Here is a 14,562-nt window from a genome sequence, read left to right on the forward strand (position 1 = left end):
AAACAGTGCAGACGGCCGCCCGCATCCTTACGGCCACCGCCAACCCATACATTTGCTTGGATAAATGTGCCCTGAACAGGGCACCCCGATCACATCGGGTCGTTGCGTCGCAGCAGCTCTTCGGGCAAGTGTTCGATGTACTCGTCCTCGGCCGGCGGCATTTGCAGGTGGTAGCCCTGCTTGTCGAGGTTTTCCAGGACCACGGCGATGTCTTCGCGCGACAGCTTGCGCTCAGGCGTCAGCACCATATCGAATGCGTGGTGAGCTTTGCCGAACGCGATCATCAACGTTTCCGGCACGCGCTCCAGGGCATCACTTTTGAGCACGTAGAGGTACATACCGTCTTTTTTCAAGCTGCGATAGATGGAGCAAATACGTTTCAAGGCTGTTCTCCGGCAGTGGCCAGGCTGTCGAGCAGCGCCTGGCCCATCAACTCGCGGCGCCAGCCACGCAGCGAGTCTGGCAATGTATAAGGTCCATCGGGGTAGCCACTTTTGACCAGGGCTTCGAGGGTTTTCTTGCGCAGCATCAGTTCCGGCGCCATGTCCAGGCGTTCGGCTTCGGTTTGGCCATACGCGCGCAGTTGCTTGATCAGCGTGGCGGCGTCAACCGGCAGCGGCTCGGCAACGGCGGGCGGCCATTGGTCCATGGGCACGCTGGCGGCACGTTTGATCAGGTCCAGCAAAAACTGGCCGTCCTGGCGCACGGTACGCGGGTGCATGTCTTCGATTTTGCCCAGGGCGGCGAGGTTATCCGGCTGGGATTTGGCCAGGGGCCACAACGAGTGTTCGCGAATGATGCGGTTGCGCGGCAGGTCACGGGCGCGGGCTTGCTGCTCGCGCCAGGCGCACAGTTCGCGCAGCACGGCGAGCTGGGCGCGGGAGAGTTTCCACGCCAGCTTGGCGTCGCGGTACACCTCGTACGGGTCCACTTCGCGGCGCAGGTTGGCCACCAGTTCCGCGCCGTCTTCCAGTACCCAAGCGTATTTGTCGTCAGAAAATTGCGGGCGCAGGCGGATATACACTTCGGCCAAATGCACCGCATCTTCGGCGGCGTAGCTCACCTGGGTCTCGGACAACGGCCGCTGCAGCCAGTCCGAGCGCGTCTCACCCTTGGGCAATTCGATATCGAGCACGGCGTGCACCAGGCGCGAGTAACCCATGGAGAACCCGAGGTTCAGGTAAGCCGCAGCCAATTGGGTGTCGAACAACGGCACCGGCAAGCTGCCGGTCAGGCGCAGCAGCACTTCGAGGTCTTCGCTGCAGGCGTGTACCACCTTGGTCACCGCCGGGTTTTCCAGCAAGGCGGCCAAGGGTTGCCAGTTGTCGATGGTCAGGGGGTCGATCAGGTAAGCGCGTTGGCCGTCACCAATCTGGATCAGCCCGGCGATGGGATAAAAGGTGTCGACCCGCATGAATTCGGTGTCGAGGGCGACGAATGGCAACTGCTGCCATTCGGCGCAATGCTGGCCGAGGCTATCGTTGTCGCAGATCCAGTGAATATCGATGGCCACACGGCTCTCCCTTGAAGAATGGCGCGCAGTATATATCGCGAAAGCGGCTTGCGAGCATTCGCAGTGCACACGCCTTCATGAAAACTCCGACAAGAGATGAAGAATAGTCCGACGAGCGGGACTTATCCTCTCTTACGCAGAACGTATACCCGCCACAGCTTGGAGCCTGGCAGGAATTCCTGCTGGTTCAAGACTTTGAAGCCGGCCTGGCGAAACTCGTCCTCCACCGACGTGCGGGCGTTCACCGAGACAATCACCGTGTCGCGGCTGACCCGATGAAACTCGCGCAACAACAGCGCGCGCACCTCAGCGCTGGGCACATGCCGAAACAGTTCCAGGCAGAAAATGCAGTCCACCGCGTTCGCCGACAGGCCGATGGAGAACGCCGAGCCCTTGAAGGTTTTGACACGTTTGAGCAACGACGCCGGATGGTGAGTCAGCGCGTGGTCGAGCATCTCCTGGGAATTATCAGACGCCAGAATCACCCGATTGACGTGTTCGGCCAGCACCGGCCAAAAGCGTCCCGAACCGCACGCGAGGTCGAGGATCAGCCCCGGCTCGCCTGCCACTTTCAACGCCTGGCGCACCAACCGTTCATCACGCCAGGCGCCCAGGCGCTTGCGCAACGCCGGCGGGCGCGGGTCACCGCAGACCCTGGCATGCTCACGGTCGCAGCGCTCGGCGAATTCAATCTCGATGGAAGAAGGAAGTTGTGACGACATCACGGGCTCATATGAGTGGAACGGTAGTGAACGACCTTGATTCGCAGCTTAACCACTGGAACGTGAAAAAAAGGTCGAAAGCGTCACTGCCGAATATCGTGTGGCGAGCGGGCTTGTCGTGGCGAGCGGGCTTGCCCCGCGTTGGGCTGCGCAGCAGCCCCATTAAGCAGAATGCGGTGTATCAGATACTCCCGGGGGCTGGTTTTGGGGCCGCTACGCGACCCAACGCGGGGCAAGCCCGCTCGCCACAACAAGCCCGCTCGCCACAACTAGCGGGTTGACGGAGTGTGATTGCAACCTGGCTAAACAATTGCCATCCCATCGATTTGCTGGAAATAATGGCGGCCCCGATGATGCCCCCCAAGGAATCGACCGCATGAAAGCGCCTCTGGCCTTTTGTTTATTGGCAAGCCTGGCCACTCACGCCCTGGCCGACTCGCGCCTGGATGACGTGCAGCAGCGTGGCACCCTGAACGTCTGCACCACCGGCGACTACAAGCCTTACTCCTCGCTGCGCGCCGACGGCAGCTACGAAGGCATCGACATCGCCATGGCCGAGTCACTGGCGAAGAGCCTGAACGCCAGGATCCGCTGGGTGCCCACCACGTGGAAAACCCTGATGCCGGACTTCCTCGCCCAACGCTGCGACATCGCCGTGGGCGGTATTTCCGTGTCGCTGGAGCGCCAGAAAAAAGCCTTTTTCAGCCAGTCCCTTGGCGTCGACGGCAAGATCCCGCTGGTGCGCTGCGCCGATGTACAGCGCTACCAAAGCGTGGAACAGATCAACCGGCCCGAGGTGCGGGTGATAGAGCCTGCGGGCGGCACCAACGAAGTCTTTGCCCGCACCCATTTGGGCCAGGCGAACATCCGCCTGCACGACAACGTCACCATCTTCGACGAACTGCTGGCGGGCAAGGCCGACGTGATGATCACCGACGCCAGCGAGGCGCGCTACCAGCAAAAACTCAAGCCCGGGCTGTGCGCGGTCAACCCCGAGCGGCAGATGCAGTACAGCGAAAAAGCCTTCCTGTTGCCCCGCGATGACGTGGCGTGGAAGAGCTATGTCGACCAATGGTTACACCTGACAGTGGCCACCGGGGCGTATGACGCCATCGTCAACCAATGGCTGGCGGCGCCGTAAGCCACAGAGGTCTACGCTGTTGGCACATCTAACAAGAACGAGGAATGGGTCATGAAGGGATTGCTGCGACTCACCTGGCTGCTGCTGTTGTGTTTCAGCCAGGTGCACGCCGACACCGCGCAAGAAGAAGACGCAGTAGCCGCCAAGGCGCTGCTGGAGAAAGCCTTGGCGTATTACCAGAGCAACGGCGACAAGGCGTTCGCAGCATTTAGCCGCCAGGGCGAGTTCGTCGACCATGACCGCTACGTATTTGTGGTCGACACCCAAGGCGTGTTGCTCGCCAGTGGCGGCCCCTCCTCCGCGCTGATTGGTCGTGATGTGTCTGAAGTGCTGGGACCGGACTTGCGGCAGTCCTTCAAGGACGCGCTGAAAGTGCCCGAAGGTCAGGGCATTCAGCAGGCTGACTATCGCTGGCAGAACTGGAATGACGGCAAGGTGGAACACAAGCACGTGTTTTACCAGCGCGTAGGGGAGCGAATTCTGGCAGTGGGTTACTACTTGCCACGCGCAACGCCTGAACAGGCCCGGGCCTTGCGCAATAAAGCAGTGAATGCGTTGGTAAAGGATCAAGCCGGGACATTGAAAGCGATCAATTCATTGCAGGGCGGGTTTCTGCAGGATGATCTGTACGTGTTCGTGGTAGACCTGAAAACCGGGCGCTACGTGGCCCATGGCACTGATTTGCGCTTGGTGAATACCGATTTTGCCAAAGTCAAAGACCCGGACGGACGGCCCGTGGGAGAGCCGATGCTGAAGATCATGGCTGAACAGGACCAGGGGGAATACACCTACCGCTGGAAAAACCCGGTGACTGACCGAATTGAGAACAAGCATGCCTACGTGCGTAAGGCTGCAGGGTTTATGGTGGCGGTGGGGTATTACAGCCCTTGAAATTCGTTGCATCCCTATCAAAAGCACAGGGAGCTGGCTTGCCTGAAATGGCATCTACTGTACTTGTCTGACCTACCGAGTTGCCTGCATCGCAGGCAAGCCAGCTCCCACAGAAAAGCTCAACAGTGTTTGGAGGCATTGAAGTCTTACTCGGTCAAAACTGTGGGAGCGGGCTTGCTCGCGAAGGCGGTGGGTCAGTTGATGGATTTGGTGGCTGATACACCGCATTCGCGAGCAAGCCCGCTCCCACAGGTGGATCTCCATTTGGTCTGGGAGAACGCAATCTGCTCCAGAAAAAAACAGCGCCTTTGATTCAACCACTCAGGTCGGCTACCAGGCCGCCGTGCTGTAGATTTTGATCTTGATCTCAGGCGCCCCGTAAACCACGATGGCCGCACGCAGGCTTGAATCCGTGGGTAACCCGGCAGGACGCCGGGTTAGCCGCGCTGGGCCAAGGATGGCCCATCGCGGCGGCCCACGGATTCAAGCCTGCGTGCGGGCACACCGAGCCACAGCGAGGTGCCGAGTGGTGGGGCGAAGACCTTTTGGTTACTTTTGGGGCGTTTGCCAAAAGTGACCCGCTGTAAGAGCGGAACCGATTCAAGCCGCAACCGCAGCAACGGATATTCACACCACCAAAAACCCCCTACCGCACCCTATCCTCCCGCCCCCGCAACACCCGATCCGGCATCGCAACAGCCGCCGCCAACCCCAACAACGACACCCCCGCACTCACCATCAACAAATGCCGAAACGTCACCGCCAACTCCCCACGCAACGCATCCTGCGCCAGCCCCGGCGCCGCATTCAACCCATCCAGCAACACATTCCCGGAACTCCCCTCGCCCGCCAACGCCCCACTCGCCAAATGCGCAAAACTCGAATCCTGCAACAACGCCAACAACAACGCCGACATCGCAGCCACCCCCACCGCCCCACCCAGCGAACGAAACAAATTAGTGGTGCTGGTAGCCACCCCGATATCCCGCTGCTCCACCGAATTCTGCGTCCCAACCAATGAAGTAGGAAACTGCATCCCCGCCGCAATCCCGCACAACAGCATAAACACCGCCGTCATCCCCACATCCTGAGGCGCGCTGAACGCCATCCCCAAAATCGCAAACGGACTCAACAACGCCCCACCCAAAATCAGCGGCTTATACCGCCCCGTCACCGACGTCATGCGCCCCGCGCAATAAGCCCCCACCGGCAGCCCAAACGCCAACGGCAGCAAATGCAACGCCGCACTGTCGGCGCCAGAACCCGTCACCGTCTGATACCGCAGCGGCATCAACACCGTCAGCGAAATCGCCTGAAAACTGGTAAAGAAAATCGTGCACCAACACAGCACCGCGCTGCGGTTGGCAAATAAATGCATCGGCAGCAAAGGCTCCGGCGCACGGCGTTCGTGCCACACAAACACACTCAACGCCACCAGCGCACAGGCCAGCAGCCCCAGCACCTGTTGATCACGCCAGTGATGCCCCTGACCAATCTCAGTAATGCCCAGCAGCAATGCGGTCAAACCGATGATCATCAGCAACGTGCCAAGGTAATCGATGATCGGCTTGCGCTGCGGCACCGGCAGCCCCACCAGCGTGCGATGGGCCACGTACCAGGCGCCCGCGCCCAGCGGCAGGTTGATCAGGAGCACCCAGCGCCACGACAGGTACTCGGTCATGTAACCGCCCAGCACCGGCCCGGCCACGCTGGCCACCGCGTACATGCTGCTGAAATAGCCCTGGTAGCGCCCGCGTTCACGGGGCGGGATGATGTCGCCGATGATCGCCTGGCTCACCGAGATCATGCCGCCGGCACCGATGCCCTGGAGGATCCGCGCCAGCACCAACTGCTCCATGCTTTGCGCCATGCCGCAAAACAGTGAGGCCACGGTAAACAGGCCCATGCCGATCAGCATCATCGGCCGCCGCCCATACAGGTCGCCGAGCTTGCCGTAGATCGGCACCGCCACCGTCATCGCCACCATGTAACCGGCGATCACCCAGGCCAGCAGGTTGACGTCGTGGAACTGCGCAGAAATGGCCGGCATCGACACCGCGACGATGGTCTGGTCGAGGGCGCCAAGAAAGATCGCCAGCATCAATGCGACAAGCACACTGCGTATGGCGGGAACAGGTTGGGTGTGCTGATTCAGGTGAGTCACGGCAGAACCTTCGAGCAGGGCCCGCGAGAGCGGAAAAGCCCGCGGGAATGCTCAACATCTTACTCGATAGCAAGCTATTCGATAGCCTCGTAAGGAAGCCCGACGTAATTTTCTGCGATGGTTTTGCGACCGGCTTCAGAGCTGATGAAATACGCCAGCTCGCTCTCGGCAATGCGCTGGCTGAAACCATCCGCCTCAGGAAACTCGTGCAGCATCGAGGTCATCCACCAGGAAAACCGCTCGGCCTTCCACACGCGGCGCAGGCAGATAGCAGAATACTTTTCCAACAGGTCCACGCGTCCTTCGCGGTACACCTTGAGCAGGATCCGATACAGCGTGTTTACGTCACTGGCCGCCAGGTTCAGGCCCTTGGCGCCGGTGGGCGGCACGATGTGCGCCGCGTCGCCCAGCAGAAACAGGCGCCCGTACTGCATCGGTTCCACGACGAAACTGCGCAGCGGCGCGATGCTTTTCTCGATCGACGGGCCGGTGACCAGCTTCTCGGCCAGCTCCAGGGGCAGTCGGGTTTTCAGTTCGTCCCAGAAACGCGCGTCCGACCAGTCATCCAGCGGCTCTTCCACCGGCACTTGCAGGTAATAGCGGCTGCGGGTCGGCGAACGCATGCTGCACAGGGCAAAACCGCGCGGGTGCTTGGCGTACACCAGTTCGGCGTGCACCGGCGGCGTGTCAGCGAGGAGTCCGAGCCAGCCGAACGGGTAAACGCGCTCAAATACCTTTAAAGACTCAGCCGGGATCGACTGGCGCGCCACACCGTGGAAACCGTCGCAACCGGCAATATAGTCGCACTCCAGCCGAACGCGTTCGCCCTGATGCTCGAAGGTCAGCCAGGGCTGATCGGTTTTCAGGCCGTGGGGCTGCACATTACACACTTCATACAACGTAGTAGCGCCCGCTGCTTCCCGCGCGGCCATCAGGTCGCGGGTGACTTCGGTCTGGCCGTAAACCATCACCGACTGGCCGCCGGTCAGCGCTTTCAGGTCGATAGGGGTGAGCTGGCCGTTCAGCGCCAGTTCAAAACCGCCGTGCACCAGGCCTTCGGCATCCATGCGCGTGCTGACGCCCGCCTCGCGCAACAGGTCGACCATGCCTTGCTCGAGCACCCCGGCTCGAATGCGGCTCGCCACGTAATCGGCGCGCTGGCGCTCAACGATCAGGGTCTGGATGCCGGCGTTATGCAGCAATTGGCCGAGCAGCAATCCCGAAGGACCGGCGCCAATGATGGCGACTTGGGTTTTCAGCGTTTTCATTATTTTTATCGCCCGCAGCTTCACCGAACGGATTTGGTGAAAGAGTTGTCATTGAACTAGTTGCTGGCATTTTTCACTTGAGTGGCCGGCATAAGAAGGTGAAAACTGAGACAAAGCCTGCGCTTTTTGCCAATCGGGGCGATTACCGAACCACTATCCTGAGTATCGGATTGAAACCATGACCAAAACTGCCAGTTCTGCGATTCCGGTCTTCAAGCTATACGGGGAGAGCCAGCATTGGCCGACTCCGGATTTGCTGCACTGCGAGACCATCTCCCGACGGAGTCGGGAGTACCAGTGGGAAATTCAGCCCCACCGGCACGCGGATCTGTGCCAGTTGTTGTACGTGCACAAAGGCCATGCGCAACTGGAGATTGAAGGCCAGCGCACCACGCTCAATGAAGCCACCTTGCAGGTGCTGCCGCCGTTATGCGTGCACGGTTTTCGGTTTTCCGAGGACGTTGAAGGCTACGTGGTGACCCTGGCGGCGCCGCTGGTCAGCCATTTGCAGGCGCAACTCGGCGCAGCGCTTGACGGTTTGCAGTCCCTGGGCAACTACCCGGCCGGCACGGACAGTGACTACCTCAACGCGCAGTTCGCCCGCCTGCAGGACGAATACGCGGATGAACAACCGGCGCGGGACATGATGATGCACGCGCTGGTCAGCGTGCTGCTGGTGTGGATCAGCCGTCAGGCGATCCAGCGTCGCCACCCGCGCGCGCCACGGGGCCGGGAATATTTCCGGCGTTTCACCCAGTTGGTCGAGCAGCATTACCGCGAGCACCCAAAAATTGAAGACTTGGCCCACAAGCTGGGCATCTCGGTCTCACACCTGAATGGGACATGTAGGGAATTGGGCGGCCAGCCTGCGCTGCAGATCATGCATGACCGCCAGTTGCTGGAAGCCAAGCGCCTGCTGACCTACACCAGCATGACCATCAATGAGATGTCGGAAGTGCTGGGGTTTTCCGACCCGACGAATTTCTCACGGCTGTTCCGCCGACGGGTCGGGTTCTCACCCAAAGCCTTTCGCGAGCAGTTGAAAGCGGAACAGTCGGTTACCTGAGCGCGCTGAAACTGCCGGTACGCGGTATGCATTGGTCTTGATGGCAGCTGATTGCAAAAGCTGCCGGCTGCATGCGCGTTTGTTCGACGCGATAGGCGGCAGTTCCGTACACCGCTGTCGCCAGGGCGCACAGGGTAAAAATCATCAGGTACTTTCTAATTTTTAGAGTCATGACAGCGACCTCCGAACAGACCTTGACGGTCCTGTTTAAAGCATAGGTCACTCAGAGCGGGTTGCCATTATTGGACGCCATTCAACACATTTATGTCGGCTTTAAAGACAGCCCGTTCAAGGTCTTTAGATAGAGCAGGCGATAAGTACCCCGTGGCGAGCGGGCTTGCCCCGCGTTGGGTTGCGAAGCGACCCCAAAACCAGCGGTCGAGGAGTATCTGACTCACCGCATTCTTCCTTTTTAGGGTCGCTTCGCAACCCAACGCGGGGCAAGCCCGCTCGCCACAGGGTACTTATCGCCTGTTCTACCTTTTGAACAGTGCCAGTCAAGCTCAAACACCCTGCTGGTGCCCTGTTACAAAGACTCAAATCTCAAAGGCCGATGTCCCACGCCGGTTCTTCCGGAAACCTGAGCACCAGAAAATCCAGCAGGCTGCGCAGCGCCAAGGGCATGTGTTTGCGCGAGGCGTACACCGCGTAAACATTCATTTGCTGCGGCTCAGCCTCGGGCAGCAGACGAATCAGTTCGCCACTGCGAATATAGTCCCCGGCCTGATAACTGGGGAGCCGCGCCACCCCCGCCCCCGCCAGCGTCACCCGCAGCAAGGTCGTCGCCTCGTTGGCGGTGATATTGCCCTGCACCGCCACCGACGTCGGCTCGCCGTTCTCGGTGAAATGCCACAGGCTTTTGCCGAAGTAGGAGTGCGTCAGGCAATTGTGCTCTGCCAACTCGTGCACGTATTGGGGTTGCGGGTGCTCGCGCAGGTACGCCGGCGACGCGCAGATCACCGACCGGCACAGCGTGAGCTTGCGCGCGATCAGGTTGGGGTCCAGCTCGAGACTGGTGCGGATGGCCAGATCGATGCGCTCATCCACCAGGTTCACGGTGCGGTCGAGCATCTGCATATCGATACTGACCAGCGGGTTGAGCTTGACGAACTCGGCCACCGCATCGGCTAACTGCGCCTGGCCGAACGAACTGCTCACACTCAGGCGAACCTGGCCGCGCGGGGCTTCATCCGGCTCGGTGACGGCAGCCTGCATGTCAGTGCACAACTCGAGCATTTGCCGGCAACGCGGCAGCATTTCACTGCCGGCGGCGGTGAGGCTGAGCTTGCGCGTGGTGCGGTGCATCAGGCGCGCGCCCACCCAGTCCTCAAGTTCGGCCAGGTAACGCGACACCACCGGCCGCGACAGGTCCAGATGATCGGCGGCGGCGGACTGGCTACCCAAGTCCACGACGCTGACAAAAACACGCATTGCTTGAAGACGGTCCATGATTTGCCCGGTTTTAGAAACAAACTATGTTCAAGCATGGCATTTTTTGTGACGTTTAGTGCAACTAAGCTCTGTGCACTACTTACCCCTGCTGGAGCTGCACATGACCTCGACTCTTAAACGGCTTGCCACCGCGATGGCCGCTCTGGCCTTCGCCGCCCACGCGGCGGCTGCCGACCTGACGCTGGACGCCTACAACCCAGGCGAAGCCGCCGTGTTTCCGGTTACCTCGGTACTGGTAAGCGGCGCAAAAGACGCGATTTTGGTGGACGCGCAATTCGGTAAAGGCCAGGCCGAGCAGCTTGTGCAGAAGATTCACGCCAGCGGCAAGCACCTCACCACGATTTACATCAGCAATGGCGACCCGGATTACTACTTCGGCCTCGACACCCTGACCAGCGCGTTCCCCGACGCCAAGGTGGTCGCACCACAGCCGGTGGTGGATCACATCAAGGCCACCGTTGAGCAAAAACTCGCGTTCTGGGGCCCGAAAATGGGCGCCGATAAACCCGCGAAAGTCATCGTTCCGAGCGTGCTCGAAGGTCACAGCCTGACCCTCGAAGGCAAAAAGCTGGAAATCATCGGCCTCGACGGCGCGCAACCTGACCGCACCTTCGTGTGGATCCCGTCGATCAAAGCAGTGGTCGGCGGCGTGGTCGTCGCGCAAAACATTCATGTGTGGATGGCCGACACCCAAACGCCGAAATCCCATGCCGATTGGTTGGCCACCCTAAACCGCATTGAAGGCCTTAAACCGCGCAGTGTAATTCCGGGCCATTACCTGGGCGCACCGACCGTGCAATCGGTGGCGTTTACTGCGAGCTACATCAAGGCGTTCGACGAAGAGACCGCCAAGGCCAAGGATTCCGCCGCCCTGATCGCGGCCATGAAAAAACGTTACCCGAACCTCGCCGACGAGAGCAGCCTGGAATTGGGTGCCAAAGTCGCCAAGGGCGAAATGAAGTGGTGAAAGGTTTTTAAACCCCTGACCTGACTGGAGAACGACATGAGCAAGATCGCAATCATTGGTGCCACTGGCCGTGCCGGTAGCCAACTGCTGGAAGAAGCGCTGCGTCGTGGGCATAGCGTTACCGCCATCGCGCGTAATACCGACACACTGGCTGCGCGCCCTGGCGTCACCGTCAAACAGGTCGATGCGCTGGACGCTGAAGCCTTGCAACAAGCCGTCAGCGGCAGCGATGTGGTGATCAGTGCGGCGCACTTCGCCACCTTGCCTGCCAGCGCAGTCATCGGCCCGGTGACAAAAGCCGGGGTGAAACGCTTGCTGGTGGTGGGCGGTGCCGGTTCGTTGTTGCTGCCGGATGGCAGCCGTGTCATCGACAGCCCGGGCTTCCCGGCGGAATACAAGACTGAAGCCAGTGCGGGTGCGGAATTTCTCGACACGCTGCGTCAGGAGAAGGTTCTGGATTGGACCTTTCTGTCGCCGTCGGCAGAGTTCGTCGAGACCGAGCGCACCGGCAAATTCCGCCTGGGCCAGGATGAGTTGCTGGTGAGTGCTGAAGGCCGTAGCTGGATCAGCTTTGCTGATTTTGCGATTGCGCTGATCGATGAAGTGGAAACACCGAAGCACTCCCGTCAACGCTTCACCGTCGGCTACTGACACAACGCGGTAAAAACTGTGGGAGCGGGCTTGCTCGCGAAAGCGGTGGTTCAGTTAAAACTTCTTTGACTGATGCACCGCATTCGCGAGCAAGCCCGCTCCCACAGTTTGATCCTCAGTGTTACGACTGTTGTGCCTGGCTGACCAACCAGGTCATCAATTCTTCAAGCCCGGCCGAAGGCCGCGTCCCGGCGGATACACCAGGTATTAGCCCATCCCCGTCGGCACCCGCAGTTCAAACGGGGTCGCCAATCGCCCCCCATTGCCTTGCGACGCCACGGTCATCGCCAGGGGCCAACGCTGATTGAAATCGACCAGAGGCTCTGGATGAAAGAGCTGGCGGTGTGAGCGCAGTGTTGAACGATCAGTGGCCCGCAATTTTTAGATAGCCCCTGCGATTTTCTGATTTGCCCCGCCGCCCCCGCCCATGGCCTGATTCGCCCTTGTTCACTCAAGGCAAGACCATGCAAACCCTTCACGCAAAACCCACCACCGCCGTTTGGCTGATGATCAGCGTTGTACTGGTCGCCCTTAACCTGCGCCCGTCGATGGCGGCGGTTGGCCCGCTGTTGTCTTCGATTCGTGGCGAGGTACCGCTGAGTTTCAGCAGCGCCGCCTTGCTGACCATGTTGCCGGTCATGGCCATGGGGTTGGCGATGTTTTTTGGCATGGGCCTGGCCAAGCGCGTGGGCGAGCATCGCAGCATTGTGCTGTCGCTGGTGGTGATTGGTGCGGCAACGTTGTCGCGAGTGTTTCTGGATTCAGCCCAGACGTTGATCGTCAGCGCCGTCGTGGCCGGTGTGGGCATCGCGATGATCCAGGCGGTGCTGCCTGCGCTGATCAAATCGCGGTTCAGTGCCAACGTTTCGCTGTTTATGGGCGTGTACGTCACCGCCATCATGGGCGGTGCGGCGCTGGCGGCGTCGTTGTCACCCTTCGTGCAAGTGCACACCGGCAGTTGGCGCGTCGGGCTGGCGATCTGGGCGGTGCTTGCAGCATTGGCCCTGGTGGTCTGGTACGCGCAGCGTTCAGTATTGCCCCCATTGCCACAAGCCGCCGCCGGCCCGCAGGAATCGTTTTTCGGCAATCGCCGCGCCTGGCTGCTGGCGATCTTTTTCGGCCTTGGCACCGCGTCTTACACCTGTGTACTGGCGTGGCTGGCACCGTATTACGTGGAGCAAGGCTGGAGCGAGCAGGACGCCGGGTTGCTGCTGGGCTTTTTGACGGCGATGGAAGTGGTGTCGGGGCTGATAACACCCGCCATCGCTAACCGTCGCAAGGATAAACGCGGCGTAGTTGCCGTGTTGCTGGTACTGATCATCCTGGGTTTCTGCGGCCTGATTTTGAGCCCCCAATACCTGAGCCTGCTGTGGCCCTGTCTGCTGGGCCTGGGTATCGGCGGCCTGTTTCCGATGAGCCTGATCCTGTCTCTCGACCACGTGGACAACCCGCGTCGCGCCGGCGGCCTGACCGCATTTGTGCAAGGTATCGGCTACCTGATTGCTGGCCTCTCGCCACTTATTGCCGGGATGATTCGCGATCATTTAGGCAGTTTCGAATGGGCCTGGTGGTCGCTCACGGCGGTAGTCGCCGTGATGCTGCTGATTGTCACGCGCTTCAATCCAAAACATTACGCCCGACACATCCGCTAACGTCGTGTTGCCAACACTATTTGTCCCACACCAAACATAGAAACGCCCTACAGAGCATTCTATTGGCACGACCGTTCCGTTAAGCTTTTGCGAAGTCTTGTACCGCGTTTGGTACAAAGGGATTTACGGACGGAATGGATGCTAAGCAGTAATTCGCTCAGAAAGCTCGATATGCAGGACTTGATGGTGTTCATCGCCGTCTATGACCAGCGCAGCGTTACCGAGGTGTCTGAAACGCTGTTCGTCAGCCAGTCCACCGTGAGTTACAGCTTGAAGAAGCTGCGCACCAGCTTTGAAGACGAGCTGTTTATCAACACGCGGGCGGGCATGCGCCCGACGTACAAAGCCAGCACCATGTATGACCATGTGCAGAAGATTCTCGAGAGCATAAACCTGTGTCACGCCGGTGGGCAGGCCTTCGACCCGACGCAAAAGGCGGTGACGTTCAATGTGTGTGCACCGGAATATTTCGAACAGTTAATCCTGCCGCGCCTGCTGAAAAATTTCGATCGCGCCGACCTGCCGGTGATCGTCAATGTGCAGAAGCTGGAAACCGATATCCCCGCCGAAGACCTGCGCGAAGGTCGCCTCGACCTGGTGATTTGCTTCGGCCCGCACTTTCACCGCGCCCACAAAGACTTCAAGACCCAGATGCTGCTGGAAGACGATTTGGTCTGCGTGTTCGACAAGCGCTCGGCGCCGAGGGAGCCGGCGCTCAGCCTGCAATCCTTTGTCGAGCGGCGCCACGTATTCCCCACGCCGTGGACGTCCGGCACCAACATGATTGACGGCTGGCTCGCGCGCCAGGCACACAAGCGCCAGGTGATCGCCCGCGCCAACAGCTACAGCGCAGCGTTGAAGATGATCGCCGGCACCGACTTCGTCGTCACCCTGCCCCGCCGCGTGCAAAAGCTGCTGGCGCCTGCGCCCGCGTTCGGCCATTGCGAGCCCCCCAACGGGTTGCCGGGGTTCACGCTGGATATGCAGTGGAAGGAAACCGGTGAGCAGGACGGCGCCAATACCTGGTTTCGCGAGCAGGTGGTGAAGGTGTGCGCGGATCAGGGCTTGTTGTAAG

General features: G+C 60.2%; 14 protein-coding genes and 1 pseudogene. 7 read left to right on the top strand and 8 right to left on the bottom strand.

Going from position 1 to position 14,562, the window contains the following annotated elements; translation table 11 throughout:
- Positions 1 to 89 precede the first annotated feature (89 nt).
- The 3 genes from Q7C20_RS12875 to Q7C20_RS12885 form a co-directional block, all read right to left on the bottom strand.
- Positions 90 to 383, bottom strand: a complete 294-nt coding sequence (locus Q7C20_RS12875) for a YcgL domain-containing protein (protein ID WP_348061391.1) — start codon at positions 381 to 383, stop codon at positions 90 to 92.
- Positions 380 to 1,513, bottom strand: a complete 1,134-nt coding sequence (rnd, locus tag Q7C20_RS12880) for a ribonuclease D (RefSeq protein ID WP_375067803.1) — start codon at positions 1,511 to 1,513, stop codon at positions 380 to 382. Before rnd ends, Q7C20_RS12875 begins: the two co-directional genes overlap by 4 nt.
- Positions 1,514 to 1,635: 122 nt before the next feature.
- Positions 1,636 to 2,235, bottom strand: coding sequence for a class I SAM-dependent methyltransferase (locus Q7C20_RS12885; RefSeq protein ID WP_348061394.1), 600 nt, complete (start codon positions 2,233 to 2,235; stop codon positions 1,636 to 1,638).
- A gap of 376 nt (positions 2,236 to 2,611) precedes the next feature.
- On the opposite strand from Q7C20_RS12885, the gene Q7C20_RS12890 reads away from it, so the two are divergent.
- The gene (locus Q7C20_RS12890; protein ID WP_375067804.1) at positions 2,612 to 3,376 is read left to right on the top strand and encodes a transporter substrate-binding domain-containing protein; all 765 of its coding nucleotides are present in this window, start codon (positions 2,612 to 2,614) and stop codon (positions 3,374 to 3,376) included.
- Positions 3,377 to 3,427: 51 nt separating this feature from the next.
- Positions 3,428 to 4,267, top strand: a complete 840-nt coding sequence (locus Q7C20_RS12895; RefSeq protein WP_375067805.1) for a cache domain-containing protein — start codon at positions 3,428 to 3,430, stop codon at positions 4,265 to 4,267.
- Positions 4,268 to 4,913: 646 nt separating this feature from the next.
- Here the strand turns inward: Q7C20_RS12895 and Q7C20_RS12900 are convergent.
- Together Q7C20_RS12900 and pobA are read right to left on the bottom strand one after the other, a co-directional pair.
- A complete protein-coding gene (locus Q7C20_RS12900; RefSeq protein ID WP_375067807.1) occupies positions 4,914 to 6,431 on the bottom strand; it encodes an MDR family MFS transporter in 1,518 nt (505 codons plus the stop codon).
- A gap of 74 nt (positions 6,432 to 6,505) precedes the next feature.
- Positions 6,506 to 7,690 (bottom strand): 4-hydroxybenzoate 3-monooxygenase, encoded by a 1,185-nt coding sequence (gene pobA / locus Q7C20_RS12905; protein ID WP_375067884.1) that lies wholly within the window; start codon positions 7,688 to 7,690, stop codon positions 6,506 to 6,508.
- Between the two features lie 187 nt (positions 7,691 to 7,877).
- Between pobA and Q7C20_RS12910 the strand changes: the two genes are divergently transcribed.
- The gene (locus tag Q7C20_RS12910) at positions 7,878 to 8,765 is read left to right on the top strand and encodes a helix-turn-helix domain-containing protein (protein WP_375067808.1); all 888 of its coding nucleotides are present in this window, start codon (positions 7,878 to 7,880) and stop codon (positions 8,763 to 8,765) included.
- Here Q7C20_RS12910 and Q7C20_RS12915 read toward each other — a convergent pair.
- On the bottom strand, positions 8,758 to 8,937 hold the full coding sequence (locus Q7C20_RS12915) for a hypothetical protein (RefSeq protein ID WP_375067809.1): 180 nt from the start codon (positions 8,935 to 8,937) through the stop codon (positions 8,758 to 8,760). The two genes, Q7C20_RS12910 and Q7C20_RS12915, sit on opposite strands and share 8 nt — an antisense overlap.
- A 371-nt stretch (positions 8,938 to 9,308) precedes the next feature.
- Positions 9,309 to 10,214, bottom strand: coding sequence for a LysR family transcriptional regulator (locus Q7C20_RS12920; RefSeq protein WP_375067811.1), 906 nt, complete (start codon positions 10,212 to 10,214; stop codon positions 9,309 to 9,311).
- 103 nt (positions 10,215 to 10,317) lie between these two features.
- On the opposite strand from Q7C20_RS12920, the gene Q7C20_RS12925 reads away from it, so the two are divergent.
- Both Q7C20_RS12925 and Q7C20_RS12930 read left to right on the top strand, forming a co-directional pair.
- Complete coding sequence (locus tag Q7C20_RS12925; protein WP_375067813.1) at positions 10,318 to 11,184, top strand: MBL fold metallo-hydrolase; 867 nt, start codon at positions 10,318 to 10,320, stop codon at positions 11,182 to 11,184.
- Positions 11,185 to 11,220: 36 nt separating this feature from the next.
- A complete protein-coding gene (locus Q7C20_RS12930) occupies positions 11,221 to 11,835 on the top strand; it encodes an NAD(P)-dependent oxidoreductase (RefSeq protein WP_375067815.1) in 615 nt (204 codons plus the stop codon).
- A 121-nt stretch (positions 11,836 to 11,956) separates the two neighbouring features.
- Here the strand turns inward: Q7C20_RS12930 and Q7C20_RS12935 are convergent.
- Positions 11,957 to 12,126: pseudogene (locus Q7C20_RS12935) on the bottom strand (LysR family transcriptional regulator); the annotation flags it as partial.
- 173 nt (positions 12,127 to 12,299) lie between these two features.
- Between Q7C20_RS12935 and Q7C20_RS12940 the strand changes: the two are divergent.
- Together Q7C20_RS12940 and Q7C20_RS12945 are read left to right on the top strand one after the other, a co-directional pair.
- Positions 12,300 to 13,487 carry a cyanate transporter gene (locus Q7C20_RS12940; RefSeq protein ID WP_375067817.1) on the top strand — a complete coding sequence of 396 codons (1,188 nt, stop codon included), beginning with the start codon at positions 12,300 to 12,302 and terminating at the stop codon, positions 13,485 to 13,487.
- Between the two features lie 138 nt (positions 13,488 to 13,625).
- Complete coding sequence (locus Q7C20_RS12945) at positions 13,626 to 14,561, top strand: LysR family transcriptional regulator (RefSeq protein ID WP_375067819.1); 936 nt, start codon at positions 13,626 to 13,628, stop codon at positions 14,559 to 14,561.
- Position 14,562: the final 1 nt, after the last annotated feature.

The sequence above is a fragment of the Pseudomonas sp. AMR01 genome (assembly GCF_041946035.1).
GTDB classification, from domain to species: Bacteria; Pseudomonadota; Gammaproteobacteria; order Pseudomonadales; family Pseudomonadaceae; genus Aquipseudomonas; species Aquipseudomonas antarctica_B.